General features: G+C 70.7%; 21 protein-coding genes and 3 pseudogenes. 17 read left to right on the top strand and 7 right to left on the bottom strand.

Annotation, left to right across the window (positions count from 1 at the left end; genetic code table 11):
* The first annotated feature begins 155 nt into the window (after positions 1–155).
* Positions 156–2,405: an MMPL family transporter gene (locus tag FHR33_RS30280; protein ID WP_376773260.1), complete on the top strand. Its 2,250-nt coding sequence runs from the start codon at positions 156–158 to the stop codon at positions 2,403–2,405.
* Here the strand turns inward: FHR33_RS30280 and FHR33_RS30275 are convergent.
* Together FHR33_RS30275 and FHR33_RS30270 are read right to left on the bottom strand one after the other, a co-directional pair.
* Positions 2,383–3,096 (bottom strand): annotated as a pseudogene (locus FHR33_RS30275) (SRPBCC family protein); the annotation flags it as partial. The gene FHR33_RS30280 and the pseudogene FHR33_RS30275 overlap by 23 nt on opposite strands.
* Positions 3,097–3,100: 4 nt before the next feature.
* Positions 3,101–3,658: a helix-turn-helix domain-containing protein gene (locus FHR33_RS30270; protein ID WP_183654844.1), complete on the bottom strand. Its 558-nt coding sequence runs from the start codon at positions 3,656–3,658 to the stop codon at positions 3,101–3,103.
* Positions 3,659–3,709: 51 nt separating this feature from the next.
* On the opposite strand from FHR33_RS30270, the gene FHR33_RS30265 reads away from it, so the two are divergent.
* Complete coding sequence (locus FHR33_RS30265) at positions 3,710–4,486, top strand: NAD-dependent epimerase/dehydratase family protein (protein ID WP_183654842.1); 777 nt, start codon at positions 3,710–3,712, stop codon at positions 4,484–4,486.
* 21 nt (positions 4,487–4,507) lie between these two features.
* Here the strand turns inward: FHR33_RS30265 and FHR33_RS30260 are convergent, their stop codons facing one another.
* Positions 4,508–5,551 carry a serine hydrolase domain-containing protein gene (locus tag FHR33_RS30260; RefSeq protein ID WP_183654840.1) on the bottom strand — a complete coding sequence of 348 codons (1,044 nt, stop codon included), beginning with the start codon at positions 5,549–5,551 and terminating at the stop codon, positions 4,508–4,510.
* Positions 5,552–5,765: 214 nt separating this feature from the next.
* Here FHR33_RS30260 and FHR33_RS30255 point away from each other — a divergent pair, with 214 nt between their 5' ends.
* Together FHR33_RS30255 and FHR33_RS30250 are read left to right on the top strand one after the other, a co-directional pair.
* Positions 5,766–6,515 carry a bestrophin-like domain gene (locus FHR33_RS30255; RefSeq protein ID WP_183654838.1) on the top strand — a complete coding sequence of 250 codons (750 nt, stop codon included), beginning with the start codon at positions 5,766–5,768 and terminating at the stop codon, positions 6,513–6,515.
* Positions 6,512–7,447: a hypothetical protein gene (locus FHR33_RS30250; protein ID WP_183654836.1), complete on the top strand. Its 936-nt coding sequence runs from the start codon at positions 6,512–6,514 to the stop codon at positions 7,445–7,447. Before FHR33_RS30255 ends, FHR33_RS30250 begins: the two co-directional genes overlap by 4 nt.
* Here FHR33_RS30250 and FHR33_RS30245 read toward each other — a convergent pair.
* Positions 7,440–8,357, bottom strand: coding sequence for a zinc-binding dehydrogenase (locus tag FHR33_RS30245; RefSeq protein WP_183654834.1), 918 nt, complete (start codon positions 8,355–8,357; stop codon positions 7,440–7,442). The genes FHR33_RS30250 and FHR33_RS30245 overlap by 8 nt on opposite strands.
* 79 nt (positions 8,358–8,436) lie before the next feature.
* On the opposite strand from FHR33_RS30245, the gene FHR33_RS30240 reads away from it, so the two are divergent.
* The 6 genes and pseudogenes from FHR33_RS30240 to FHR33_RS53415 all read left to right on the top strand — a co-directional run bounded on the left by FHR33_RS30240 (position 8,437) and on the right by FHR33_RS53415 (position 13,441).
* On the top strand, positions 8,437–9,513 hold the full coding sequence (locus FHR33_RS30240) for a winged helix DNA-binding domain-containing protein (RefSeq protein ID WP_183654832.1): 1,077 nt from the start codon (positions 8,437–8,439) through the stop codon (positions 9,511–9,513).
* Between the two features lie 127 nt (positions 9,514–9,640).
* Positions 9,641–10,783 carry a metal-dependent hydrolase family protein gene (locus FHR33_RS30235; protein ID WP_183654830.1) on the top strand — a complete coding sequence of 381 codons (1,143 nt, stop codon included), beginning with the start codon at positions 9,641–9,643 and terminating at the stop codon, positions 10,781–10,783.
* 26 nt (positions 10,784–10,809) lie between these two features.
* Positions 10,810–11,307: an isochorismatase family protein gene (locus FHR33_RS30230; RefSeq protein WP_183654827.1), complete on the top strand. Its 498-nt coding sequence runs from the start codon at positions 10,810–10,812 to the stop codon at positions 11,305–11,307.
* A 73-nt stretch (positions 11,308–11,380) separates the two neighbouring features.
* On the top strand, positions 11,381–12,178 hold the full coding sequence (locus FHR33_RS30225; protein ID WP_183654824.1) for an alpha/beta fold hydrolase: 798 nt from the start codon (positions 11,381–11,383) through the stop codon (positions 12,176–12,178).
* 86 nt (positions 12,179–12,264) lie between these two features.
* A pseudogene (locus tag FHR33_RS53420) lies at positions 12,265–13,017 on the top strand (low temperature requirement protein A); the annotation flags it as partial.
* 106 nt (positions 13,018–13,123) lie between these two features.
* A complete protein-coding gene (locus FHR33_RS53415; protein WP_376773301.1) occupies positions 13,124–13,441 on the top strand; it encodes a low temperature requirement protein A in 318 nt (105 codons plus the stop codon).
* A 7-nt stretch (positions 13,442–13,448) separates the two neighbouring features.
* Here FHR33_RS53415 and FHR33_RS30215 read toward each other — a convergent pair whose 3' ends face one another.
* The gene (locus FHR33_RS30215; protein WP_183654821.1) at positions 13,449–14,336 is read right to left on the bottom strand and encodes a phosphotransferase enzyme family protein; all 888 of its coding nucleotides are present in this window, start codon (positions 14,334–14,336) and stop codon (positions 13,449–13,451) included.
* Positions 14,337–14,488: 152 nt separating this feature from the next.
* On the opposite strand from FHR33_RS30215, the gene FHR33_RS30210 reads away from it, so the two are divergent.
* Positions 14,489–15,535, top strand: coding sequence for a fatty acid desaturase family protein (locus FHR33_RS30210; protein WP_183654818.1), 1,047 nt, complete (start codon positions 14,489–14,491; stop codon positions 15,533–15,535).
* Here the strand turns inward: FHR33_RS30210 and FHR33_RS30205 are convergent.
* The gene (locus tag FHR33_RS30205; RefSeq protein ID WP_183654814.1) at positions 15,509–15,721 is read right to left on the bottom strand and encodes a hypothetical protein; all 213 of its coding nucleotides are present in this window, start codon (positions 15,719–15,721) and stop codon (positions 15,509–15,511) included. The genes FHR33_RS30210 and FHR33_RS30205 overlap by 27 nt on opposite strands.
* A complete protein-coding gene (locus FHR33_RS30200) occupies positions 15,718–16,887 on the bottom strand; it encodes an MFS transporter (protein ID WP_183654811.1) in 1,170 nt (389 codons plus the stop codon). The genes FHR33_RS30205 and FHR33_RS30200 overlap by 4 nt, the downstream gene beginning before the upstream one ends.
* A 45-nt stretch (positions 16,888–16,932) precedes the next feature.
* On the opposite strand from FHR33_RS30200, the pseudogene FHR33_RS30195 reads away from it, so the two are divergent.
* From FHR33_RS30195 to FHR33_RS30170, 6 genes and pseudogenes are all read left to right on the top strand, one after another.
* Positions 16,933–20,461 (top strand): annotated as a pseudogene (locus tag FHR33_RS30195) (nitrate reductase subunit alpha).
* Positions 20,461–22,041, top strand: a complete 1,581-nt coding sequence (gene narH, locus FHR33_RS30190; protein WP_183654808.1) for a nitrate reductase subunit beta — start codon at positions 20,461–20,463, stop codon at positions 22,039–22,041. Before FHR33_RS30195 ends, narH begins: the two are co-directional and overlap by 1 nt.
* Complete coding sequence (narJ, locus tag FHR33_RS30185) at positions 22,038–22,592, top strand: nitrate reductase molybdenum cofactor assembly chaperone (protein ID WP_183654805.1); 555 nt, start codon at positions 22,038–22,040, stop codon at positions 22,590–22,592. Before narH ends, narJ begins: the two co-directional genes overlap by 4 nt.
* A complete protein-coding gene (narI, locus tag FHR33_RS30180) occupies positions 22,589–23,278 on the top strand; it encodes a respiratory nitrate reductase subunit gamma (protein WP_183654802.1) in 690 nt (229 codons plus the stop codon). The genes narJ and narI overlap by 4 nt, the downstream gene beginning before the upstream one ends.
* Positions 23,275–24,363 (top strand): sensor histidine kinase, encoded by a 1,089-nt coding sequence (locus tag FHR33_RS30175; RefSeq protein WP_312895780.1) that lies wholly within the window; start codon positions 23,275–23,277, stop codon positions 24,361–24,363. Before narI ends, FHR33_RS30175 begins: the two co-directional genes overlap by 4 nt.
* Positions 24,360–25,028, top strand: coding sequence for a response regulator (locus tag FHR33_RS30170; RefSeq protein ID WP_183654797.1), 669 nt, complete (start codon positions 24,360–24,362; stop codon positions 25,026–25,028). Before FHR33_RS30175 ends, FHR33_RS30170 begins: the two co-directional genes overlap by 4 nt.
* The last annotated feature ends 31 nt before the right edge of the window (positions 25,029–25,059 follow it).

Raw genomic sequence — 25,059 nt, 5'->3', positions numbered from 1 at the left:
GCAGCCCGCCGAGAATTCACCGGGCGGCCACGGCCCACGGTCAGCGGAGACCGACGGCCGCGCCTGCGCCCGCCGAGCGTTGACAAATACGAGCAATCACTTGTATTCATGACCTCAGAAACGCGAGTACATTACCGAGTTTTGGGGAGCGAGTCGTGGGGTCCTTTCTGGTACGGCACCGCCGTCTCGTCATGCTGCTGGCCCTGCTGGCCACGCTGGTCATGGGGGTGCTCGGCGCGGGAACAGTGAACGCCCTCTCGCTGGCCAGGTTCGAGGCGCCCGGCTCGGAGTCCGACAGGGCGGGGGCCGAGCTGGCCGAGCGGTTCGGCACGGGCAGCGTCGACCTGATCCTGCTGGTCACCGCGCGCGACGGCACGGTCGACGACGCCGACGTCGAGGCCGAGGGCAGGGAGCTGACCCGCCGGGTGGCCGCGTTCGAGGGCGTGGCGGAGGCGGCGTCGTACTGGACGAGGGGAAGGCCCGCCACCCTGCGCAGCGAGGACGGCAGGCGGGCCCTGGTCGTGGCGCGCATCCCCGGTGACGCGACCGTGGTGCGCTCGCGGATCCTGCCGGCGCTGGTGCCGCAGGTCACCAAGGGCGGCGAGACGATCTCCGTGCGGTCGGGCGGCGGCGAGGAGGTGTTCAGGCAGACCGTCCCCCAGGCGAGGCAGGACTTCCTGCGGGCCGAGATGATCATCTTCCCGCTGGTGTTCGCCCTGCTGTGGGTCTACTCGCGCAGGGTGCTGGGGGCGGTGCTGCCGATCCTCGTCGGGGTGTTCGCGATGATCGCGACGCTGGCGATGCTGCGCGGCGTGCTGCTCTTCGTCGACGTCTCGACCTTCGCGCTGAACATCACCCTGGCCATGGGACTGGCGCTGGGCATCGACTACTCGTTGTTCGTGATCGCCCGTTTCCTGGAGGAGGTCAGGCGCGGCGCCACCCACGAGCAGGCGGTCGTGGCGGCTGTGGCCACGGCGGGCCGCACCGTCGTCTTCAGCGGGATGACGGTGGCGGCGTCGCTGGCCGTCCTGCTGGCTCTGCCCTTCGACTTTCTTCGCTCCTTCGCCTACGCCGGGATCGCGGTCGTGGCCGGAGGGGTGGCGGGAGCGGTCGTGGTGCTGCCGGCCGTCCTGGCCTCGGTGGGCGGCAGGGTGATCCCCAAGGCGGATCGGGGCAGGCGCGCCGGTGGGTTCTGGCACGCGGTGGCCGTCCGCGTGATGCGCAGGCCGGTGCTGTACGGCGGCGCGGCGACCGCCCTGCTGCTCCTGCTCGGCTCGCCGTTCCTCGGGCTGAACTTCGGCGTGGCCGACGACCGCGTCCTGCCCGCCTCGGCGCCCGCCAGGCAGACCCAGGAGATCATCAGGGCCGAGTTCCCCGCCGAGGAGACGGACGCGCTGCAGGTGGTGTCCGTCTCCCCCACCTCCGGCGTCGCCGGGTACGCCGCCACGCTCTCGCGGCTCGAAGGCGTCGCGCAGGTGGACTCGTCCGAGGGCTCCTACGTGGCGGGGACCCGGGTGAGCGGGGGCGACACCGCCAGGTTCCGGAGCGGGGAGGGCACCTGGCTGTCGGTCGTGCCCACGGCCGCGCAGATGGAGGGTGATCCGATCGAGCTCGTCTCCCGGGTGCGCGCGGCACCCGCGCCGTTCGAGGTGCTGGTCGGCGGGTACATGGCGGAGCTGGCCGACTACCGCTCGTCGGTGGTGGACAGGCTGCCGCTCCTGATCGGGCTGATGTTCGCGGTCACGTTCGTGATTCTCTTCCTGATGACCGGCAGCGTGCTGATCCCGCTCAAGGCCACGGTGCTGAACCTGCTGAGCATGGCGGTGATGTTCGGCGCGCTGGTGTGGGTCTACCAGGAGGGCAACCTGTCGGGCCTGCTCGGGTTCACCTCGACGGGAAGCATCGACCCGAGCATCCCGATCCTGATGTTCTGCATCGCCTACGGGCTGTCGATGGACTACGAGGTCTTCCTGATCGAGCGGATCAGGGAGGAGTACGTCAGGACGGGCGACACGACCGCGGCCGTGGCGGGCGGGCTGCAGAGGGGCGCCCCGCTCATCACGGCGGCCGGCGCGATCCTCGCCCTGTCCTTCGCCGTCTACGCCACGGCGGGGGTGCTGTTCGTGCAGATGATCGGGGTGGGAATGGCGGTGGCGATCCTCGTGGACGCCACGGTCATCAGGGCCGTGCTCGTGCCGGCGTTCATGCGTCTGGCCGGGGACGCCAACTGGTGGGCGCCCCGGCCGCTACGCCGGCTGCACGATCAGCTCACGAGGCCTCGATCCAGATCGGCTTCCAGTCGGGCAGCTCGTGGAAGCGACGCAGCTCCGCCAGACCCGACAGCCAGCCTGCCCACCCCGCGTGCGGAGGACGGGCCTCGTCGAAGCCGGACTGGACGAAGGTGAGCTTGGTCCTGCCCCCGGACTCGGCCAGCTCCCAGCTGGTGATGCCTATGGGCCCCCAGTCGACGGCCATCGCGCGGCCCTCGTCGAGGTCGATGACCTTCGCGGGGTCGGGGTTGTCGAAACCACCCATCGCCCACCGGCCGCCGACGTGGGGCTCGATCTCGATCTTGTATCCGAACCAGCGGGTGGCCTTCTCCGAGTCCACCAGCGAGTCGTAGACCTCGGCCATCGGCGCGTCGATGAGCACCTCCTCCCTCATGATGGCGGAGGTGTAGTCGACCTTCGGGGTCAGCGGGCGGCCCTCGACGTAGTCGGTCAGGTTGGCCAGGGACAGGCCCCAGAACGTCTGCAGGTTGCCCCTGACGCTCGCGCCGGTGATGACGTCCTGGAAGTCGAAGTGGCTCTGGTTCAGCGTGACGATCGTCGACTCGGGGCCCTCCTCCTCCAGGGAGATCTCCGTGGTCGTCGCCACGCCGCCGAGCGTCCACTCCAGGCGCAGGGTGTGGTCGCCGACGTTCAGGACCCGCTGGCGCGGCGCGTCGCCGTCGGGCGTGAAACGGCCCCAGAACTCGAAGCGGCCAGGGAGGTCGACCTCGGCGTGCTCGGCCAGCCAGGTGCGCAGCGCGGCGGGGTCGGTGAGGGCGTGCCAGACCTCCTTGACGGGGGCGGCGACGCGGGCGCGAAGGATCATCGGCTCAGACATGGGTCTCTCCCTTGGGGTAGCAGGCGACGGCCAGCTTGAAGGCATCGCCCTCGGCTCCGCCGTAGCGGGTGAACAGGTCCTGCAGGACCTCACGTAGGTCGTTCACGAACTCCTGGCGCCGCTCGGGCGGCACTCTGATCTCCCCCGAGACGCCGATCGAGGGCAGCTCGGGCGCGGTGCGGTCAAGCGCCGCGATGTCCGACTGCACCTCCTCCATCAGGTCGAGGAGGTAGCCGAGCGACAGCTCGTCCTGCGTCCTGCGCAGCCCGAGGCGCCCGACCAGCCGCGGAGAGAGCCAGTAGGAGCGGGCACGAGCCTGGTAGATGCCCTCGCTGATGCCCCGCACCCTGCGCTCGGACACCTGCTCGACCAGGCCCGCCTCCACCAGCTTCTTGACGTGGTAGTAGACGCGTTGCGCGGTCTGACCGAGCCGCCCGCCCACCTCGGTGCAGGTGCGCGGCTCGGCCAGCTGCCGCAGCACCTCGATGCGCTGCGGCTTGAGCAGAGCCTCTGCCTGCTCGATCTCTTCTATGTGCAGAACGTCTCTCATCGCAAAAACAATGTTGTACGTAAAAAATCTGCTTGTCAATAACATGGGTGAGTGAGCATAGGAACGGTTGTGGTGACAGGTGCGGCCGGGCAGGTCGGCGGTGTGGTGCGCGAGGCGCTTCGCGGAAGGGCCGAGCAGCTGGTGCTGGTCGATCGGAGGGAGCTGACCGCGCGGGCCGCCAACGAGCGGGTACGGCAGGCCGAGCTCGACAGCCCCGAGGCCGTGGCCGCGCTCGTCGAGGGCGCCGACGCGATCGTCCACCTGGCGGGGGTCCCCGACGAGGCCCCGCTGCCCGACCTGCTGGAGGGCAACGTCCTCGGCACCCACCATGTCCTGGAGGCGGCCAGGCGCACGGGCGTACGGCGCGTGGTGCTGGCCAGCAGCAACCGCCTCACCGGCTGCTATCCGGCCGCGCGGGAGGTCTCGCCCGAGCTGCCACCCCGCCCCGACGGCCTGTACGGCGTCAGCAAGGTCGCGGTGGAGGCGCTGGGCAGGCTCTACGCCGACAAGTTCGGCCTGGAGGTCCTGTGCCTGCGCATCGGCAGCCTCGAGAGCGAGCCGACCGAGGAACGTCATCTGTCGACGTGGCTGAGCCCGCGCGACTGCGGCGGGTTCTTCCTCGACGCCCTGACCAGGAAGGACGTCACCTTCCTTGCCCTCTACGCGGTCTCGGCCAACACCCGCCGCTTCTGGCGGCTGAGCGACGGCTACCAGCCCCAGGACGACGCCGAGCGTTACGCGGGGCGCATCCCCCAGACCGGCGGCCTCGACCTCCAGGGCGGCGACTTCGCCTCACCCGCCTACACCCTGCGCCACCTGTCGTCATAAGGGCCGGAGCTAGGGAGCGGCTCAGCCGAGGAGGGGCAGGAGTTGCTGGACGGTGCTGATGTCGCCCATCGAGAACCTCGTCTTGGTCAGCGCGAAGGCCAGGCCCGAGGAGGTGTCGGCGAAGGCGGCGCTGCCGTTGACGCCCACCATGCCGAAGGAGCTGTCGGGGAAGGAGCCGTCGGGCCTGCCCTTGGCGTAGCCGAGCGCCCAGGTGACGGGGTTGCCCATGAGCTGGTCGATGCCGGTGAACGCGGGAGCGGTCACCGCGTCGAGCTGCTCCTGCGACAGCAGGCGCACGCCGTCGACCTCGCCGAGCAGCGCGGCGTACATCCGGGCGACGGCCCGCGCGGAGAACGTGCCGCCCGCGGGGATGTCGGCGGCGAGCACGTCGCGCCTGTTGCCGTAGGCGGCGTCGGGCAGCAGGCCGCGAGGGGTGCCGGGGAAGTCGCCCATGGCGGCGAGCATGGCGGCGTTGCCGGGCGCGTCGTCGAGCGTGGCGACCCTGTCCAGCTCCGGGACGGGGACACCGAGGTAGAGCTCTTCGGCGATGCCGAGCGGCTCGGCGATCTCCTCGCGCAGCACCTGGGAGATGGGCTTGCCGGTGGCGCGCCTGACGACCTCGCCGAGGATCCAGCCGAAAGTCTGGGAGTGGTAGCCGGTCTTGGTGCCGGGCTCCCACCAGGGAGTGGAGTCGGCGATGGCGCGGCACATGCCGTCCCAGTCGCACAGGTCCTCGATCGTGGTGCCGTCCGGTACGGCGGGCACGCCGACCGTGTGTGTCAGCGCGTGCCGTACGGTCGCGGCCGACTTGCCGTGCGCGCCGAACTCGGGCCACAGGGAGGCGATGGGCGTGTCGTAGGAGAGTGCTCCACGCGCCACCAGCACGTGGACGACGGTGGAGGTGACGGCCTTGCCGGTGGAGGCGCTGTAGACCGGCGCGGACGCGGCGAGGGGACCTGCGGTGGCGTCCACGACCAGCTCGCCGTGACGGTAGACGGCGACCTGGACGCCGCTCTCGACGCCCGACTCGACGAGCGTGTCAATGGTCTTCTGGATGGTGTTCACGCCTGGTGCTCCTCTTGACGGTCGTCGCTGATCATCTCGCTGAGTCGCTCACGCTGTTCGTCGGTGAGCGTGGGCCACGTCTCCGGGTTCGCGTAGATCATCAGCAGGTAGTTCATGCCCTTTGGTCGGAGTGGTCGCCTGCTTCTCGACACGACACGCACAATTTCTTTGTGTGTTCACGACGTGACGGTAAGTAGTCACTAGTGTTTGTGCCATGCTTGCCCTCCTTGCCGCCGTGGCGGCCGCAGTCGGCGTGGTAGCTCTCACCGCCTTCCTGTTCAGGAAGCTCGGCACCGAAGACCGCGACCCTGGGGGCCCCTCCACGGGTCATGCGGGCGCGATGCTCTCGGCGCTGTTCCTGCTGGTGTTCGCGATCGCCATCATCGTGCCGTGGACCACGGCCGACGCCGCCCGCCAGAACACCTTCGCCGAGGGTCAGGCGGCGGTGGAGACCTACTGGGCCGCCGGCGACCTGCCCGACGAGGACCAGGCGTGGGTACGGCAGAGCCTGCGCGACTACGTCGCCTTCGTGGTGCGCGACGAGTGGCCGCTGATGGCCGAGGGCAAGATGTCGCCCGAGGGCGGCGCCAGGCTCGACGCCCTGCGGTCCAGGGTCGACCAGTCGAAGCTCGACGACGACACCAAGGCGGCCGTCCTCGACAAGGTGGAGGAGATGTCGGCGGCGCGCAGCAGGAGAGCGGCCGACGCGGGCACCGTTCCGCCCTCGGGCCTGCTGCCGCTGACGATCCTCACCGGCGTGGTCGTGATCATCTTCCCCTTCCTCGCGGGCGCGCGACCGCGAGGGCTGACGCTGGCGCCGCTGATGGTGATGGCGGGCATGCTCGGCGTCGGCGTCTACCTCACCTGGAACATCTCCTACGCCTTCGCGGGAGCGCTGGCGGTGGGCCCCGACGCCCTACAGGCGGCGCTGCAGGAGTTCCAGAGGATCGCGGAGGGCGCGTGAGGGCGGCGGCGGCGCTGCTGGCGGGCGCGCTCCTCTGCGTCGGGGCCGGACTGCCCGCCACCCCCGAACCCGCCCTCGCCCCCGCACCCACCCCCGCCTCGGAACCCGTCCCCGCCCCCGTCTCTCACCCGAGCCCCGCCCCCCAGCCGAACGCCGCCCCTCAACCCCGTCCGGCCACGAAACCGAGCCTCGTCGCCAGGCCGGATCTGCTCTCGAAGACGAGCCTCGGGCCGAACCCGGCGACGAAGGATCCGGCAACGAAGGCGAGCCTCCCGCAGGACCCCGCCCCGAAGGGGAGTCTCGCACCGAACCCGGCGACGAAGGCGAGCATCGCGCAGGACCCGGTGACGAAGGCGAGCGCGCCGAGCCAGGTCGAAGCCGACCCCCTTCCGAAGGCGAGCCTTCTTCCGCATCCGGCTCCCGTGGCGCACCTCGACCCGATCACGCTGCCCGTCACCGTCGAGGTCTCAGTCTGCGTCGGCCTGCTGGTCGTGGTCGTCGAGGTGGGTGAGTGCCATCCTCCGGCATCCACGCCCAGCCCCACGCCGCCCCCCGCCGCGATGCCACCGGTTCCGCCGGTTCCCCCTGTGCCGGTACCCCCGGCGCCACCGATGCCCCCTGTTCCGCCGGTCCCGCCTGTTCCACCGATGCCGCCGACGCCCTCGGTTCCGCCGAGCCAGCCGCCCAGGGTCGTCAGCCCGAGGCCCGTGCCCCAGCCCGCCGTGGCGCCGCGCCCCGTGGTCGTGCCGCCCAAGCCTCCGCGGGTGACGCCGTCACCGCCGAAGACGCCAGTCCCGCAGGCGCGCACCTATGTCAGGGCCGAGAGGCCGAAGCCGGCTCGGCGCAACCCGATGCGCTCGGTGCTGGTCATGGTCGTGCTGACCACGGTGATCGCCTCGACCACCGCGGTCGCGTTCGGCGCGATCAGATGACCAGGAGCGTCTTGCCCGTGGTCTGGCGGGCCTCGATCGCCCTGTGCGCCGAGGCTGCCTCCTCCAGCGGATAGGTCTGCCCGATCGTCGGGCGCAGCCGACCCTGCGCGGCCAGCTCGAGCGCCGTGGCCACCAGCCCCCTCAGCTCCGCGGGGCTGGGCGGCCCCGGGCGCTCGAGCACGGTGATCGGCAGGCCGTCCACCTCCGACCACGAGCCGCTGGCCATGCCGTACATGCTGGCCCTGCCGCCGGGCCGCAGGGCGGTCATCGCCTCGGTTCCCACGGCCCCGCCCACGCCGTCGAAGACCACGTCGGCCTCGACCGAGCGCGCCCACCCCTGCTCGGAGTAGTCGACGTAGGAGCCGAAGCGCTCCACCAGCTCGCGCTTGCCGCGCGCGGCGCCGACCACCTCGGCGCCCGCGGCGGCGGCCAGCTGCATGAGCAGCCCGCCGACCCCGCCACCCGCCGCCAGCACCAGCACCCGCTCACCCGGCTGGATCTTCGCCTGCTCGTGGAGCATCACCGCGGTCCGCCCGTCGGCCAGCAGCGCCACCGCGTCGCGCAACGCCACCCCCTCGGGGACGGGCACCACGTCCGCGGCGGAGGCCCTCGCCAGCGACGCGTAGCCGCCCGTGCCACCCGTGGTGGTCACGACGACGGTGCCGACCAGGCCCTCGTCGACCCCTTCGCCGACCGCCACGATCGTGCCGCCCACGCCGTTGCCAGGGATGCGGGGCAGCGACGGCGGCGCGAACGGCCCCTTGCCCGCCCGCACCTGGGTCTCCACGAACGTGATGCTCGCGAACTCCACCCTGACCAGCACCTGGCCCTGACCCGGGACCGGATCCTCCACCGTGCGCGCCCTCAGCACCTCGGGGCCGCCGAACTCGTCCATCACGATCGCTCTCATGCCACCCACCCTACGGAGCATTTCACTCCGCCGACCAATGCGGAACGGAACGTGCCGCATTGGCTTCTACGCTGCAACCATGAACTGGAACGCCCGCCGTCTGGCCCGCCACTTCCCCGACAACCCCGCGACCGCCGCCGATGTGGTGGCCGCGATGTGCGGCGCGCACGCGCAGGTGATGTCGGCGGCCGAGCTGTCGATCGGCCTGCGGATGCCGGGCGTCACCAGGGTGGAGGTCCGCGAGGCGCTGTGGGAGGAGCGCAGCCTGGTGAAGACCTACGGCCCGCGCGGCACCGTGCACGTGCTTCCCACCCGCGACCTGGCCATGTGGACCGGCGCCCTGTCCAGCCTGCCCGCCGGCAGGATCGACCTGCTCACCCCCGACCAGATCGAGCAGGTCGTGGAGGCGGTCGGCGTGGCGCTGAAGGACGGCGCGCTCGTCATCGACGAGCTGGACGAGGCCGTCACCGCCATCGCGGGACCGTGGGCGGGCGACAGGGTCATGGACGCGTTCCAGACGAAGTGGCCGCGCTGGCGGCAGGCCGTCCACCTGGCCGCGCACAGGGGCGTGCTCGCTTTCGGCCCCACCAGGGGGCGCAAGGTCACCTACATCAACCCGGGAGTCAAGCCCGCGGACAGCGACAGTGCGAAGGCCGAGCTGCTCAGGCACTACCTGCACTCCTACGGCCCCTCCACCCCCCAGCACTTCGCCCGCTGGCTGTCGGCCCCCGTCACCTGGGCCTCCAGGCTGTTCGAGGAGGTCGCGCCGGAGAAGGTCGAGGGCGGCTGGGTGAACCGGGGCGACACCAGGGCGCCGGACGAGCCGGTGAGGGGCGTACGGCTGCTGCCGTACTTCGACGCCTTCGTCGTCGGCTCGCACCCGCGCGAGCAGCTCTTCCCCGGCCAGGCGTGGGAGCGGGCGCTGGCGCGCGGCCAGGCGGGCAACTACCCGGTGCTGCTGGTCGACGGCGTCGTGGCGGGGGTCTGGCACCAGCGCCGCTCGGGCCGGAAGATCGACATCACCGTCGAGCCGCTCGCCGAGCTGGACGCGTGGCAGATGGCGCAGCTCGGCGAGCAGGTCGAGCGGGTCGGCGAGATCATGGAGGGCGTCCCCCGGCTCACGATCGACAAGATCACCGTGGGACCGCACGCCTAGGTCAGGTCATGGGCCAGGCCGCGAGGGAGGCGTCGCCGGTCGTCGCCGCGCCCTTCTCCCACCCGGGCGCCAGGGGTGAGTACGGGCTACTCATGACGCCCGCCTGGGCCGCTGCGACAGTCAGGCCATGCCAGCCATACGCGCACGACGCCTGTTCGACGGCAGGGAGCTGCTCGGCGAGCGGGTCGTTCACGTCACCGATGGAAAGATCAACGCCGTCACCGTGGACGGCCCCGCCGACCTCGACCTCGGCGACGTCACCCTCCTTCCCGGGCTCATCGACTGCCACGTCCACCTCGTCTTCGACGCCGGCGCCGACCCCGTCGGCCGCCTGAGGGAGTCGAGCGACGAGGAGGTGCTCGACAGGATGCGCGAGGAGGCGGCCAGGACGGTCGCCGCGGGCGTCACGACCGTCAGAGACCTCGGTGACCGTGGCTACCTGGCGCTCAGGCTCGCCGAGAAGCTCGGTGTCACCGAAGGGCCCGAGATCCTCGCCTCGGGGCCTCCGATCACCACGACAGGGGGCCACTGCTGGTTTCTCGGCGGGCAGGCCGACGGCGTGGAGGGGGTGCGCGCGGCCGTGCGCGAGCGGGCCGAGCGCGGCGTCCACGTGGTGAAGATGATGGTGACCGGCGGCGAGATGACCCCTGGCACCTTCTCCCACCTGAGGCAGTACGGCCTGGCCGAGCTGTGCGCGGCGGTGGAGGAGGCCCACGCGCACGGCCTGCCGATCGCCGCGCACGCGCACGCCGGCGAGGGCATCGCCGACGCGCTGGCGGCAGGCTTCGACACGATCGAGCACTGCTCGTTCATGACCGAGCACGCGGCCGAGCACGACGAGACGATCATCGCCAGGCTGGCCGCCTCCGACGTGATCGTCTCGCTCACCGCGGGGATCGTGCCCACGGGCGAGCCGCCGCCGCCCGGCGTGGCGAAGCGCATGCCCGGGATCATCGCGGCGGTCAGGGCGCTCCAGGCGGCAGGCGTGGCCTTCGTGATCGGCAGCGACGCGGGGATCGGGCCGGGCAAGCCGCACGGTGTCCTGCCGTACGGGGCGCGGATGCTGGTCGACCTCGGATACGCGCCGCTCGACGTGCTGCGCTCGGTCACCTCCAGGGCGGCAAGGGCGTGCAGGGTGGCCGACAGGAAGGGGCGGATCATGCAGGGGTACGACGCCGACCTCGTGGCCGTGAGCGGCGACCCGCTGGCCGACATCAGCGTGCTCCAGCGCCCCTCCGCGGTCTTCAGGATGGGCAGAAGGCTGCGATGATCCCTTCCATTCGATAGAATGTTCGCATGCTTCTCCTCATCGACGTCCAGCGGAACATGCTCGAGCCTCCCCAGCCCGTGCCCGCGTGGAAGGACGTGTCCGCGGCGATCGCCACCCTGCTCGAACGCGCCCGCGCGGCGGGCGAGCCCGTGGTGTGGGTCCGCAACAACGGTGGGCCCGGCGACCCCGACGTCCGCGGCACGCGGGGCTGGGAGCTGGTCCACGAACCCGCGGCGGGCGAGGTGGTCATCGACAAGTCGGTCCCCGACGCCTTCGCCAACACCGACCTCGGCGACCTGCTGCCGCCCTCCAGCCAGGTGGTCGTGGCCGGCATGCAGAGCGAGTGGTGCGTGCGTGAGACCTCGCTCACCGCGCTGGCGCTCGGCCATGAGGTCACGCTGGTGCGCGGGGCCCACGCCACCTACGACGACCCGCGCCCCGCCCACGAGGTCTCGCTCGCGGTCGAGAAGGAGCTGTCAGAGGCGGGCGGGCGCGTCGTCGAGGTCGACGAGGTCGCCTTCTAGACCCGCTCCCGCGTGCGAGCAGTCGACGAGGTCCCCTTCTAAGCTCCCACCCCCGCGTGCGAGCATCGTGGTCATGCCCCACTTTCGCATCGAGCAGAGCACGCTCCCCCACGGGCTGCCCCGCTTCTCGCTCGGGTCGGGCGAGCCGCTGATCGTCCTGCGCGGGTTCGCCGCCAACCACGCCAACCCGAAGGGGATGGAGCGGCCGCTGGAGTTGAAGATCGTCAAGCCGCTGGCCGAGCGCTTCAGGGTCCACGCCGTCACCAGGGCGCCCGGCATGCGCCAGGGCACCACGATGGCCGAGATCGCGACGCAGCACGCCGAGGCGCTCATGGAGGAGTTCGGCGAGCCGGTCAACGTCCTGGGCCTGTCCTCGGGCGGCTCGCTGGCGCTGCAGCTGGCCGCCGACCATCCGCACACCGTCCGCAAGCTGGTCGTGGCCGGCGCGGGGCACCGGCTCACCGACCTGACGCGGCGGGTGCAGCGCCGCTACACCGAGGTGGCGGCGACGGGCCGGCGTAGCCTGCACCTGCTCGCGCCCCTGATGACCGGGTCGAGGCTCGGGCAGCTCGCCCTGACGCCCGCGCTCTGGCTCATGGACCCGATGATGCGTCCGAGCGACCCCGCGGACCCGCTGGCCTTCGCCAGGGCCGAGGACTCCTTCTCCATCCGCGGCCGCCTGTCGGAGATCACCGCGCCCACCCTGGTCATCAACGGCGACAGGGACCTCGCCTACACCCCCGAGATCTTCCGCGAGACGGCCGAGGGCATCCCGGACTGCCGCCACATCGTCTACCCCGGCGCCAGTCACATGGGCAGCTTCACCCACCCGCGCTTCGCCGCCGACATCGCCGACTTCGTCCTGAGCTGAACGCTTCGGCCGAGCTGGAGGTCCAACTCGGTAGACGGGCATACCGCCATGGAAGTAGAAATACCCCGCTAGGTTTCCCATGCGGGGTGAGGAGCGACACTGTGGCGATCGAGATCCTGAGGTCCCGGAGCAACGTGGGCGGCAGGGTCGCGCCGATCGAGCTGTTCTTCGACCTCGTCTACGTCTTCGCGATCACCCAGCTCTCCCACCTGCTGCTCAAGCATCTCGACCTGCAGGGCGTGGGCCTGACGCTGATCCTGGCGCTGGCCGTGTGGTGGGCGTGGATGTACACCGCGTGGAGCACCAACTACCTGCAGCCCGACCACCCGGGGATGCGGTTCACGCTCGTCGGCGTGATGGTCGGCGGGCTGGTGATGGCGGCGGCGCTGCCGGACGCCTTCGGCGAGCACGCCCTGTGGTTCGCCGGCGGTTACGTGATGATCCAGGTGGGGCGGACCATCGCGGTCACGGTCCTGTCCAGGGGCACCGCTCTGCAGGCCGTCTTCATCAGGGTCCTGGTCTGGCTCCTGCTGTCGGCCGTGCTCTGGATCGCAGGAGCTCTGGTCGGCGGCACCGCTCAGGTGCTGCTGTGGCTGGCCGCCCTGGTGGTCGAGTACGCCGCGCCGGCGATCGGCTATCCCACCCCGTTCATGCCCAGGTCGGTCACGACCGACTGGACGATCGACGGCTCGCACATGGCCGAGCGCTGCCAGCTGTTCGTCATCATCGCGCTCGGCGAGTCCGTGCTGGTCACCGGGGCGACGCTGGCGGGACACGACTTCAACGCCGGCGCGGTGGCCGCCTTCGTCGTCTCCTTCCTCGGCAGCGTGGCCCTGTGGTGGGTGTACTTCGACCGCACCGCCGAGGGCCGCCGCCGAGGCCATCGCCGACTCCGACGACCCTGGACGGCTCGGCCGCTCCGCCTACACCTACATCCACATCCCGATGGTGCTGGGCATCATCGTCTCGGCGGTCGGCGACGAGCTGGTGATCGCCCATCCCGGCGGGCACACCTCGCTCGCCACGGCGCTGACCGTGCTGGGCGGTCCCGCCCTGTTCCTGGTCGGGCACGCGATGTTCAAGCGGGCGGTGTTCGGCTACGTGCCCGTCAACCGCGTGGCGGCCGTGGCCGCGCTGGCGGCGCTGGGGCTGCTGGCCCTGGTCGCGCCGCCGCTGGTGATCAGCACGGCGGGGATGCTGGTGGTCTGGGCGGTCGCGATCTGGGACTCGGTGCTGTTCCGCAGGCTCCAGGTCGCCGCCTGACGGCAGGCTAGCGGGCCAGCGAGTGGAAGAGCGCCACGCGGCGCTCGTGGTAGTCGAGGTCGTCCTCGTCGTGGACGACGCCGGCGGCGACGGCCTTGTGGAAGTAGGCGTACTCCCTGCGCAGCTTGTGCCTGACCAGCTGGGCCAGCTCCTCCTCCGTCAGCGGTGCCGCGGTGCCGCCCTCCTCGAGGTAGGCCTCGACGAACTCCTTGCTCGGGCCGAGCTCGTCGTCGCCCCATTCGAGGGCGGCGGCGGCCAGCTCGAGCTCGGGGGCGCCGACGAACGTCTCGTCCCAGTCGAGCACGGCGACGATCGTGCCGTTCCTCGCGAGGGTGTTGCCGGTGTAGAAGTCGCCGTGCAGGGGATGGCGGCGCGGGCGCTCCCTGTGGAAGGCGGCCAGCCAGCGGTCCAGCGTGGGGTCGGCCAGGTCAGCGGCGTCGGAGGGCGGCGTGCCGTCCAGGCCCTCCTCCTGGAAGGCGGGCCTCGGGCGCGGGGGCGGGCGGACGCCGGCCAGCGCGGTGTGCAGCCTGGCCAGCAGACGCGCGCCCTGGACGCGCTGCTCGGGCAGGTCGGAGTCGGGCCAGGAACCTTCGACGTACGGCCACAGCGAGATCGGACGGCCCTCGACACGGATGACGGTGTCGCCCGAGGGAGTGGGAAAGGGAGCCACCGCCTCGGGGAGCCGTTCGGCGGCCGCACGGCCGATGGCGTGGCACCACTCGGCCTCCGCGGTGGTGCGCCAGGTGGGGCCCACGCGCACCACGTGCTCGCCGAGCAGGTAGGCGGCCGACTCCTCCCCTCCGTGCAGGCGCACGCCCTCGCCGTCGGACACGCCCCAGGTGGCGGCGACAGCCTGGCGGATCGCGACGGTCAGCGGAATGCTTGCGTAGATCACTCCAACAGTCTGCAGGACGGCAAGCGCACGTCGGCGGGACCGAGCACATGCCAAGAAGTGCGATGATTCGGGGGAGACATCAGTCACCGAACTGACGATCTATTGCCCCCATATGGTGTGGCACGTCAGTGTGGGGCCATTGCCCAACGCTCATGAGGAGCCCCGTGACCGACGTACCCGTCACCGTCGAAGCCCGAGGCAGCGACTTCGCCCGACTGGCACGAAAGATCAACCAGGCCGGACTGCTGGACAGACGGCCCCTCTACTACACACTCCGCCTGAGCCTCGTGGCCGTCGCCTTCGTCGGCGGCTGGGTGGCGTTCGTCCTGGTGGGTGATTCGTGGTGGACCTTGCTCGTCGCCTTCGCGTCGGCTGTCGCCTTCGCGCAGCTCGCCCTGGTCGCCCATGACCTGGCGCACCGGCAGGTGTTCCGCAACCGCAGGCCGAGCGAGATAGCCGGCAGGATCGCGGGCAACCTGTTCATCGGCATGGGCTACGGCTGGTGGACCGACAAGCACACCAGGCATCACGCCAACCCCAACCACGAGGACCATGATCCCGACGTGTCGCCCGCGGTGATCGTCTGGTCGGTGGAGCAGGCGGAGCGGGTGAAGGGACTGCCCAGGTTCGTCGCCCGCAGGCAGGCGTGGCTGTTCTTCCCGCTGCTGACGCTGGAGGGCTGGCACCTGCACGTGGCCAGCTTCAAGGCGCTGGCCAAGGAGTCGATGCGGCACAGGGGCCTGGAGGCCGCGCTGCTGGTGGTGCACTTCGTCTGGTTCTTCGGCCTCATCTTCACCGTGCTGCCGTTCGGCAAGGCCGTGGTGTTCACCCTGGTGCACCAGGCCGTCTTCGGCGTCTATCTCGGCTGCACGTTCGCGCCGAACCACAAGGGCATGCCCATCCTCACCAAGGAGGACGAGCTCGACTTCCTGCGCAAGCAGGTGCTCACCTCACGCAACGTGCGGGGCGGCTGGATCGTGGACGTGGCGCTGGGCGGGCTCAACTACCAGATCGAGCACCACCTGTTCCCGAACATGCCCACGCCCAACCTGCGCAAGGCGAAGCCGATCGTCATGGCCCACTGCGCGGAGCTGGGCGTGGACTACCTGGAGTCGGGGCTGATCAGCTCCTACGGCCAGGCACTCCGCCACCTTCACGAGGTCGGCGAGCCCCTACGAAAGGTCAAGGCGCGAGCGTAGCTCGTCACGTCTCGACTCCAGCTCGGCGATCAGACCGTCCTGCTCGTCGGCCATGCTCAGCATGGCCGACCTCTCCACCGCGTCCGTGGCGCCCATGTCACTGATCTGGCTGCGCAGGTCCGCGGTCGATGCTTTCAACCTCGCCAGGTCCTCTTCGAGCTGGCGAAGCTCGTCCTGTGTGCTCATCCCCCTCCTCTACCCGAGCGAAATGCCTTCAATGTGTAGAGCAGCGCCGCCAGGGCGGTGAGGGCGAGCAGCAGGTAGCCGATCGTGTAGGCGTCGGTGGCGGTGTAGACGGCGCCCATGACCAGGGGCGGGAAGTAGCCGCCCAGCCCGCCCGCCGCGCCGACCAGACCGGTCACGGTGCCGACCCTCGAGGGCTCGACGAGCTTGGCGACCAGGGCGAAGACACCGCCCGTTCCGAGCCCCAGGAAGAAGGCGACGGCGACGAAGCTGATGCCCGCGGGGATCTCGACGGGCGGCTTGAAGGCCAGCACGACGGCCATCAGCGCCGTGCCCGCGAAGGACAGCAGCAGCACCCGCACCGGCCCCACCCTGTCGGACAGGATGCCGCCCAGCGGCCTGGCGACCACCGCCGCGACGGAGAATCCGGCCGTGCGCAGGCCCGCCTCGGTCTGGGCGAAGGCGTAGACGTTCTGCAGCAGGGTCGGCAGGTAGGTGGAGAAGGCGACGAACCCGCCGAAGGCCACGGCGTAGAGGAAGGCGCACTGCCAGGTCGCCCTGACCTTCATGGCCTCCCGCATGCGCGGCATCGCCGGCTCCTTCGAGGCGGACCATGCGGGCGCGTTCCTGCCGGCGGCCAGCACGACGACGCCCGTCAGCGCGAGCAGGGCGGCCATCAGCACGTGGGTCTGCGCGCGGCCCATGGACTCCACCAGACGCGGGGTCAGGAACGCCGACAGCGCGGTGCCGCCCATGCCCGCGCCGAACACGCCGGTGGCGAAGCCGCGCCGCGCGGGTTCGTACCAGGCGTTGACGAAGGGGATGCCGACCGCGAACGAGGTGCCGCCGACGCCCAGCACGAAGCCCCAGAACAGCAGCGCCCCGTAGGAGTCCGACCAGCCCACGAACAGGACGGGCACGATCGTGATGAAGCAGAGCGCCGCGAACATCAGCCGCCCGCCGAGCTTGTCGGCCAGCACGCCCACGGGGATCCTGCCCAGCGAGCCGACCAGCACGGGGATGGCGACCAGCATCGAGGTCTGGGTCGGTGAGAGCTCCAGCAGCCTGCTGTAGGTGCCCGACAACGGCCCGATCAGATTCCATGCCCAGAAGGTGACGGCGAAGGCGATCGTGGCGAGAACCAGATTGACCGTTTGACCTTTGTACATGCACCCTGTGTAACAGATCATCACTCAGTGTGATGAAGTGGGTCCATGAGTGAGGCGGAGGATCTCCTCCTGAAGACGGGCAGGTTCTTCCGCAGGTCGGTCACCAGCGACGATCTGCGGACGGTCCACCTGTCGGGCGGCAGGAAGGGCGACGCCTTCTACCGCGACAGGTGGAGCCACGACAAGGTCGTCCGCTCGACGCACGGGGTCAACTGCACGGGCTCGTGCTCCTGGCAGGTCTACGTCAAGGACGGGATCATCACCTGGGAGACCCAGCAGACCGACTACCCGAGTGTGGGTCCCGACCGCCCCGAGTACGAGCCGCGCGGCTGCCCGCGCGGCGCCGCCTTCTCCTGGTACACCTACTCCCCGACCAGAATCCGCTACCCCTACGCCAGAGGCGTCCTCGTCGAGCTGTACGGCCAGGCCAGGGCCGCGGGGCTGGACCCGGTGGCGGCCTGGGCCGAGGTCACCACGAACCAGGACAAGCGCGACAGCTACCAGCGGGCTCGTGGCAAGGGCGGCCTGGTCCGAATCACCTGGGACCTCGCCACGGAGCTGATCGCCGCCGCGCACGTCCACACCATCAAGACCTACGGCCCCGACCGCGTGGCCGGGTTCTCCCCCATCCCGGCCATGTCGATGGTCTCCCACGCGATCGGCTCGCGGTTCGTCTCGCTGATCGGCGGGACCATGCTCTCCTTCTACGACTGGTACGCCGACCTGCCCGTCGCCTCCCCTCAGGTGTTCGGCGACCAGACCGACGTGCCGGAGTCCGCCGACTGGTGGGACGCCGCCTACCTGATGATGTGGGGCGCGAACGTCCCTGTCACCCGCACCCCCGACGCCCACTGGATGGCCGAGGCGCGCTACAGGGGCCAGAAGGTCGTCGTGGTCGCTCCCGACTACAACGACGCGGCCACGTTCGCCGACGAGTTCCTCGCGGTCAACCCCGGCACGGACGGCGCGCTGGCCATGGCGATGGGCCACGTGCTGCTCAGGGAGTTCTTCGTCGAGCGGCAGGTGCCGTACTTCACCGACTACGTCAGCCGCTTCACCGACCTGCCCTTCCTCGTCCGGCTGGCCGAGCGCGACGGCGCCCACGTGCCCGACAAGTTCCTCACCGCCGCCGACCTGGGCTCCACCGACGAGGCCGCCGAGTGGAAGACCGTCTTCCTCGACGCGGCGGGCGAGCCCGTGGCGCCCAACGGCTCGGTCGGCTTCCGCTGGACCGACTCCGGCAAGGGCCGATGGAACCTCAGGCTGGACAGCCTGCCCAGGCTCACCCTTCTCGGCGGGGAGACGGCCGAGGTCCTGCTCCCGCGCTTCGACCAGGAGGGCGTGCTCCGCAGGGGCGTGCCGGTCACGCGGGTCGGCGGGCACCTGGTCACGACCGTCTTCGACCTCATGCTCGCGCAGTACGGCGTCGGGCGCCCCGGGCTGCCGGGCAGCTGGCCCCAGGGCTACGACGACGCTGCGGAGCCGTACACGCCGGCCTGGCAGGAGCCGATCACGGGGGTGCCCGCGCGGAGGGCGGAGAAGATCGTCAGAGAGCTGGCGAGAACCGCCGAGGCGACGCGCGGGCGGTGCATGATCGTGCTGGGCGCGGGCACCACGCAGTGGTTCCACGGCGACACGATCTACCGCTCGTTCCTGACGCTGCTGCTGCTCACCGGCTGCCAGGGCGTCAACGGCGGCGGCTGGGCGCACTACGTCGGGCAGGAGAAGTGCCGCACACAGACGGGGTGGGCGCAGCTGGCGGGGGCGCTCGACTGGTCGAGGCCGGCGAGGCAGACGCCTGCCACGCCGTTCTGGTACCTGCACACCGACCAGTGGCGTTACGACAGGTTCGACGCGGACGAGTTGTGCTCGCCACTCGGGACCGGCAGGTTCGCGGGGCTGCGCACGGCCGACCTCGTGGCGCAGGCGGTGCGCAACGGCTGGATGCCGATGGCGCCGACCTTCGACCGCAACCCTCTGGAGCTGGGCGAGGCCGCCGACCCCGTGGCGTTCACGCTGGAGGAGCTGCGCTCGGGCAGGCTGCGCTACGCGGCCGAGCAGCCCGACGATCCGCGCAACTGGCCGCGCGTGGTGACGATCTGGCGTTCCAACCTGCTCGGCTCGTCGGCCAAGGGAAACGAGTACTTCCTGCACCACCTGCTCGGCGCCGACTCCAACCTGCCCGAGCCCGACGGGCAGGCCCCGCGCGGCAAGCTCGACCTGCTGGTCACGCTCGACTTCAGGATGACCTCCACGACGCTGTTCTCCGACATCGTGCTGCCCGCGGCGACCTGGTACGAGAAGCACGACCTGTCCTCCACGGACATGCACCCCTTCGTGCACGCCTTCAACCCCGCGATCAGCCCGCCGTGGGAGACGAAGACCGACTTCTCGGCCTTCCACGCGATCGCCACAGCCTTCAGCGGGCTGGCCCGCGACCATCTCGGGACGCGCAGGGACGTGGTGGCGGTGCCGTACCAGCACGACACACCTGGAGAGACCGCCCAGCCCGGCGGGCGCGCGCCCGCGGAGGCGGCGCCGAAGCTGGTGGTGGTCGAGCGTGACTACGGGGCGGTCGCGGCGAAGCTGGCGGCGCTCGGGCCGCTGACCGAACGGCTCGGCCTCCCGGTGAAGGGCGTGACGTTCCGTCCCGACCACGAGGTCGCCTGGCTCGGGCAGCGCAACGGGCTGGCCGCCAGCGGCCCCGCCAAGGGCAGGCCGCTGCTCGACACCGACGCCAAGGCGTGCGAGGCCATCCTGGCCCTGTCGGGCACCTCGAACGGGCGGCTGGCCGTCCAGGGGTTCGCGCAGCTGGCCGAGCGGACGGGAACCGACCTCGGCGGCCCTGGCGCACGAGGGTCACCGGATCGAGTTCTCCGACACCCAGGCCAGGCCGCAGCACGTCGCGGCCAGCCCCGAATGGTCGGGCAAGGAGTCGCACGACAGGCGCTACTCCCCCTTCACCATCAACGTGGAGCACGACAAGCCGTGGCACACGCTGACCGGGCGGATGCACTTCTTCCTCGACCACGACTGGATGCACGAGTACGGCGAGGCCCTGCCCGTCTACCGTCCGCCGCTGGACATGGCGGCGCTGTTCGGCGAGGGCGGCGCCGGTCAGCTCGTCGTGCGCTACCTGACGCCGCACTCCAAGTGGTCGATCCACTCGGAGTACCAGGACAACCTGATCATGCTCACGCTGTCACGCGGAGGGCCGACGATCTGGATGTCGGTGCGAGACGCGGAGCGGATAGGGGTCGCCGACAACGACTGGATCGAGGCCGTCAACCGCAACGGCGTGGTGGTGGCCAGGGCCGTCGTCTCCCATCGGATGCCCGACGGAACCGTGTACATGTACCACGCGCAGGAGCGGGTCATCGACGTGCCGAAGTCCGAGGCCACGGGGCGCAGGGGCGGCATCCACAACTCGCTGACCAGGGTGCTGATCAAACCGACGCACATGATCGGCGGTTATGCGCAGCTGTCCTACGGATTCAACTACCTCGGCCCCACGGGCAACCAGCGCGACGAGATCACCGTGATCCGCCGCCGATCGCAGGAGGTCGCGTACTGATGAGCCCGCGGGTGATGGCGCAGATCGCCATGGTCATGAATCTGGACAAGTGCATCGGCTGCCACACCTGCTCGGTCACCTGCAAGCAGACCTGGACCAACAGGCCGGGCGTCGAGTACGTCTGGTTCAACAACGTCGAGACCCGCCCGGGACAGGGCTATCCCCGGCGCTACGAGGACCAGGAGCGCTGGCGCGGCGGCTGGCAGGTCGACGCCAAGGGACGGCTGAAGCTGCGCGCGGGCGGCAGGCTGCGCAAGCTGCTCGGCATCTTCGCCAACCCGCTCATGCCCTCGATCGACGACTACTACGAGCCGTGGACCTACGACTACGAGAACCTGACCAGGGCCCCGCTGTCTGACGACGTCCCCGTGGCCAGGCCCCGCTCGTTGATCACGGGTGAGCCGACCACCGTGCGCTGGAGCGCCAACTGGGACGACAACCTGGGCGGCGACCCCTCGCCGGACCCCCTGCTCGGCAGGATCCAGGACCAGGTCAAGCTCGACTTCGAGAACGCCTTCATGTTCTACCTGCCGCGCATCTGCGAGCACTGCCTCAACCCGTCCTGCGTCGCCTCGTGCCCCTCCGGCGCGATGTACAAGCGCAGCGAGGACGGGATCGTCCTGGTCGACCAGGACAGGTGCAGGGGCTGGCGGATGTGCGTGACCGGCTGCCCGTACAAGAAGGTCTACTTCAACCACAAGACCGGCAAGGCCGAGAAGTGCACGTTCTGCTATCCGCGCGTGGAGGTGGGCCTGCCGACCGTCTGCTCGGAGACGTGCGTCGGACGGCTGCGCTATCTCGGGGTGATGCTCTACGACGCCGACCGCGTGTCGGAGGTGGCCGCCACCCCCGACGACAAGGACCTCTACGAGGCGCAGCTGTCGCTCTTCGTCGACCCCGACGACCCGGCCGTCGCAGGGTCAGGCCTGCCTGCGGACTGGATCGAGGCGGCCCGCAGGTCGCCGGTCCGCGACCTGATCGTGAAGTACCGCCTGGCGCTCCCCCTGCATCCCGAGTACCGGACGCTGCCGATGGTCTGGTACGTCCCGCCGCTCTCCCCCGTCGTGGACGCGCTGGCCACCTCCGGCCACGACGGCGAGGACGCCGACAACCTGTTCGCCGCCATCGAGTCGCTGCGCATCCCCGTCGGCTACCTCGCCGAGCTCTTCACGGCGGGCGACCCCGCCCCGGTGACGGCCTCGCTGCGCCGCCTGGCCGCGATGCGCTCGTACATGCGCGCGGTCAACCTCGGCACGCGGCCACCCGAGGTCGGCATCCCCGACGAGGAGCTGCGCGCGATGTACCGGCTGCTCGCGCTGGCCAAGTACGAAGAGCGCTACGTCATCCCCACCGCGGCGGGCGTGACGCCCGGCTCGGCCGACGAGATCGGCTGCAGCCTCGACTACGACGGCGGCCCAGGCGCCCAGGGCCCCTTCGGGGAGACGTCGGGCGGTCCCGTGCCGGTCTCGATCGAGAGCTTCCACGGTCTCAAACAGCGCCAGACCAGCGAGGAGATCAGCCACGACCGCCCTCAGCTCCTCAACTGGGACGGCAAGGGCACACCTCCGGAGAAGCTATGAACCACCCCGTCGTACGGCAGGCCGCCGCACACCTGCTCGCCTATCCCGACGACCGCTTCTGGGCCAGGCTCCCGCTCGTCCGCGAGGCCGCCCAGCCGCACTTCCCCGCCTTCCTCGACCGGGTGGCCCGCATGGGCCACGGTGAGCTGGCCGCGCACTACGTCGAGGTCTTCGACCTCAAGCGCAGGTGCTGCCTCTACCTGACCTACTACGCCGACGGCGACACCCGGCGGCGCGGCGAGTCGCTGGCGCGGCTGAAGGCGCGTTACCGGGCGGCGGGCTGGGAGCTGTGCGACGACGAGCTGCCCGACTTCCTGCCGGTGGTGCTGGAGTTCGCCGCGCTCGATTGCTCGGGCGAACAGGTGCTGAAGGAGCACAGGGCGGGGCTCGAGCTGCTGCGCGCGGCGCTGGCCGAGGAGGGCTCGCCGTACGAGTCGGTGGTCTCGAGGGTGTGCGCCACGCTGCCCCCCGCGAGCGCCGGTGACCTGCGGGCCGCCGAACGGCTCGCCGCCGCTGGGCCGCCCGCCGAGTCGGTGGGGGTCTACCGATGAGCTGGGGCGAGACGGCAGTCTGGATCGTCGGGCCGTACCTGACGCTGCTGATCCTGGTCGGCGGGCTGATCTGGCGCTACCGCTACGACAGGTTCGGCTGGACCACGCGCTCCTCGCAGCTCTACGAGAGCAGGCTGCTGCGCGTCGGGAGCCCGCTGTTCCACTTCGGGCTGCTCTTCGTCATCCTCGGTCACGTGGTCGGCCTGCTGATCCCCGAGAGCTGGACCGAGGCGGTGGGGATCTCCGACCGGCTCTACCACCTCAACGCGCTGGTGGTGGGGGCCATCGCGGGCTTCTGCACGCTGGCGGGCATCGCCCTGCTGATCTACCGTCGCAGGCGGACGGGCCCCGTCTTCCTGTCCACGACGAAGAATGACAAGACGATGTACGTCGTGCTGGTGGCCGCGATCGTCGCCGGGCTGTTCACGACCGTCGCCAGCCAGTTCGAGCACGGCCACGACTATCGCCAGACGGTCTCGCCCTGGTTTCGCGGCGTCTTCGCGCTGCAGCCCGACGCGGCGGCGATGTCGCTGGCGAGCTGGCCTTTCAAGCTCCGCGCGCTGATCGGGATGCTGCTGTTCGCGCTGTTCCCCTTCACCCGCCTGGTGCACGCCTTCTCCGCCCCGATCGGCTATCTGTTCAGGCCGTACATCGTCTACAGGAGTCGCGACAGAATGGACCTGTGAAGGTGACGGCGGGCGTGGTGGCGGTCATAGCGGTGGGCTGCGTGCTGGCCGTGCTGACAAGGCCGGGGGTGAGCCCCAACGCCCTCGACCTCATCCTGCCGCTGGTCGTCTGCGGGGCGCTGTTCCTGCGACGCAGGCATCCCGTCGCGGTGCTGCTGGTGGTGATGATCGCCTGCGCCGCCTACTACCCCTTCGCCCGTTACGACGGCCCCATCCTCCTGGGCGCCCTGCTCGCCCTCTACACCGCCGCCGACCTCGGTCACCTGGTGGCGGCGGGAACGGTGGCGGGGGCGCTGCTGCTCGGCATGGGCGTGGGCGAAGCCGGCGGCGTCAGGCACGTCGACAACGGGCTGTTCCTCATGATCGCCGGCTGGCTGGCGACGGCCGTCGCGGCGGGTGGCGTCACCCGCAACAGGCGCGCCTACCTTGAGGAGGTCGAACGGCGGGCCGCCGACGCCGAGCACTCCAGGGAGGCGGAGGCCAGGCGCAGGGCGACGGAGGAACGGCTGCGCATCGCGCGCGAGCTGCACGACGTGCTCGGCCACAACATCTCCCTGATCAACGTGCAGGCCGGGGCGGCGCTGCACGGCATCAGGAAGCGTCCCGAGGAGGCCGAGGCCGCCCTTCAGGCGATCAAGGAGGCCAGCAAGGAGACGCTGAGGGAGCTGCGCGCCACGCTGGGCGTGCTGCGCCAGGTGGACGAAGGGGCTCCCACCGCCCCCACCGCGAGCCTCGGGCAGCTGGACGAGGTGGTGCGCAGGAGCGGTCTCGCCGTCGACAGCGACATCAGCGTCGGGGCGCCGCCGCCCGTCGAGATCGACCTGGCCGCCGCCAGGATCATCCAGGAGGCGCTGACGAACGTCTCCCGCCACTCCTCGGCGGGCAGGGCGCGGCTGTCAGTCGCCGAGACATCCGGAAAGATGGTCATCACGGTTGAAGACGACGGCCCCTCCGTCGTCTTCGCGGGAGGAAGCGGGTACGGCGTGCAGGGAATGAAGGAACGGGCCGCCGCGCTGGGCGGCACCCTCGTGGCGGGCCCCCGTCCCGAGGGCGGCTACCGGGTCGTCGCCGAGCTGCCGCTGTGATCCGCGTCCTGCTGGCCGATGACCAGACACTGGTGCGGGCGGGGTTCCGGTCCATCCTGTCCGACGAGGACGACCTCGACGTGGTCGGCGAGGCCGCCAACGGCCGCGAGGCCGTCTCCAAGGCCCGCGAGCTGCGCCCCGACGTGGTGCTGATGGACATCAGGATGCCCGAGCTCGACGGGCTGGAGGCCAGCCGCCAGATCGCCGCCGACCCCCGGCTGAGCGGCACGAGGGTCGTCATCCTGACCACCTTCGACCTCGACGACTACGTCTACGGCGCGCTCAAGGCCGGAGCGAGCGGCTTCCTGGTCAAGGACACCGAGCCCGCCGAGCTCATCCACGCCGTCAGAGTCGTGGCGCGCGGCGACGCGCTCATCGCGCCCTCCATCACCCGCCGGCTGATCGCCGAGTTCGCCGGCAGGGTGAAGCGGCCCGCGCCAGGGCCGCAGATGAACGCCCTGACCGAGCGCGAGAGGGAGGTCATGGAGCTGGTCGCGCAGGGCCTGTCGAACGACGAGATCGCGGCCAGACTCGTGCTCAGCCCCGCGACCGCGAAGACGCACGTCAGCCGCATCATGACCAAGCTCGACGTGCGCGACAGGGCGCAGCTGGTCGTGCTCGCCTACGAGGCGGGTGTCATCACCCCCGGATGGCTTACACCCTAGGGTGTACGGCCCGCACAACCGTGGGCTGACG

The sequence above is a fragment of the Nonomuraea dietziae genome (assembly GCF_014195505.1).
Taxonomy (GTDB): Bacteria; Actinomycetota; Actinomycetes; order Streptosporangiales; family Streptosporangiaceae; genus Nonomuraea; species Nonomuraea roseola.
Note: the sequence above shows the minus strand (reverse complement) of the source record. Positions and strands in the feature narration are given on the sequence as shown.